Annotated in this window: 1 protein-coding gene; it reads left to right on the top strand. The window is 66.7% G+C overall.

Features of this window, described 5'->3' with window-relative positions; translation table 11 throughout:
* Window positions 1-150: 150 nt before the first annotated feature.
* Window positions 151-1,410, top strand: a complete 1,260-nt coding sequence (locus RFM98_RS31100) for a patatin-like phospholipase family protein (protein ID WP_430682410.1) — start codon at window positions 151-153, stop codon at window positions 1,408-1,410.
* The last annotated feature ends 331 nt before the right edge of the window (window positions 1,411-1,741 follow it).

The raw sequence follows: 1,741 nt of genomic DNA, 5'->3' as shown, positions 1-1,741 counted from the left end.
TTTGCGGGGGAGATCAGCAGCTTCGCCGCTTTCGCCATCAACAGCACACCTCCCGACATTCCGCGATTCCGCAGCTTGCCAGAAGCCTGGCTCTCGGCTGGATTGGGCGCTGAAACCAGCCCGCCCCAGCCGAACGATCGGAGTCATTTGATGGCCAGTGAGACGGCAGCGCCGGATAGCGGGGCACAACCAGCTGGCATGGACCGCACCGACGGCAAGGCCGAGCGCTACGATCTCGGCCTCTGCCTGTCGGGCGGCGGCTACCGCGCCATGCTGTTCCACGCCGGCGCGCTCTGCCGCCTCAACGAGGCTGGGCTGCTCCCGAAACTCGACATGGTGAGCTCGGTCTCGGGCGGCTCGATCGCGGCCGGGCTCTTGGCGGTGCTTTGGCCGCGCTTCAAATTTGTCGACGGCGTCGCCACCAACTTCGATATCTATCTCGACAGGATCCTGGAATTCTCGCAGGTGTTCCTCGACGCGCCGTCGATCTTCAAGGGCCTGTTCAACCCGTTTTCGAGCGCGGCGCGCGAAGTCGCCGCCTGCTACGAGCGGCACCTGTTCGACGGCTCCAGGCCGATGCTGAAAAGCCTGCCGGAAAAACCCTGGTTCGTGTTCTGCTCCAGCAATCTCAGCACCGGCTCGCTGTTTCGGCTGTCGCGGCGCTATATTGCCGACTACCGCATCGGCGTCGCGTACCAAGCCGACCTGCCGGTCGCAACCGCGGTGGCCGCCTCCTCGGCCTTCCCGCCCTTCCTGTCGCCGCTGCGGCTCGACCTCACGCCCTTCGCGTGGAAGAACGACAAGCTCGACCCGAGCGTCGGTCCGCCGGTGCCGCCGCGCCGCGCCGTGCTCACCGATGGCGGCGTCTACGACAATCACGGCATCGAGCCGGCGCTGAAACGCTGCCGCTGGCTGCTGGTGAGCGACGCCGGCGCGCCTTGGCAGGCTTCGAAAGCGGGCTACTGGAACTGGTTCTCGCAGCTGAAGCGCGTGCTCGACACCACCGACAACCAGGTGCGCTCGCTGCGGCGCCGGGATCTGGCGGCGCGTTTCCAGGCGGCCAAGGATGCCGACGATCGCGGCCTGTCCAACGACGCGACGCGGCACGACTACGCGTCGACGCGGGGCGTCTTCTGGTCGATCGCCAGCAAGCCGGACGCGAGCGAGCCGAACTTCGTGCAGACCGCCGCCACCGCGCCGGCGGATATCGGCACCTCGCTGCATTTCCTGGGGCGCGAAGAGACGGTCGATCTGGTGAACTGGGGCTACTCAGCCACCGACCAGGCGCTGCGCGGCTGGTTCGAGCCGGCAGTGGCCGCCGGCAAGGGCGTGCCGCTGAAAGCGGGCGACGTGAAGCCGGGGAGTTGCGCCAGGGTTTCGAAGATGGTGATGAATGCTATTAGGGTGTGAGCCGGCGCCCGAGCCGCCAATCTCCCCCCTTGCGGGGGAGATGTCCGGCAGGACAGAGGGGGTGTGACGGAATGAGACCTACGACGATCGTCATTCTAGGGCGGAGCAAGGAGCGAAGCGACGCGCGCAGACCCTAGAATCCATGCCGTGACCTGCGAGCGGTGCGGCGGTGAAGAATTCCAGCTGGCCTCATCCTTCGGCAACTGTCACGGCATGGATCCTCGGGTCAAGCCCGAGGATGACGAAGCGGGCGGAGCATCGGAGAAACCAAGTGCCGACACGTCGGCGGGACAGCGCCCCCCTCTGGTCTGCCGACCATCTCCCCCGCAAG

This window comes from Mesorhizobium australafricanum, from assembly GCF_033977265.1.
In the GTDB taxonomy this organism is placed as follows: domain Bacteria; phylum Pseudomonadota; class Alphaproteobacteria; order Rhizobiales; family Rhizobiaceae; genus Mesorhizobium; species Mesorhizobium australafricanum.
This window is presented reverse-complemented; position numbering and strand designations above follow the sequence as displayed.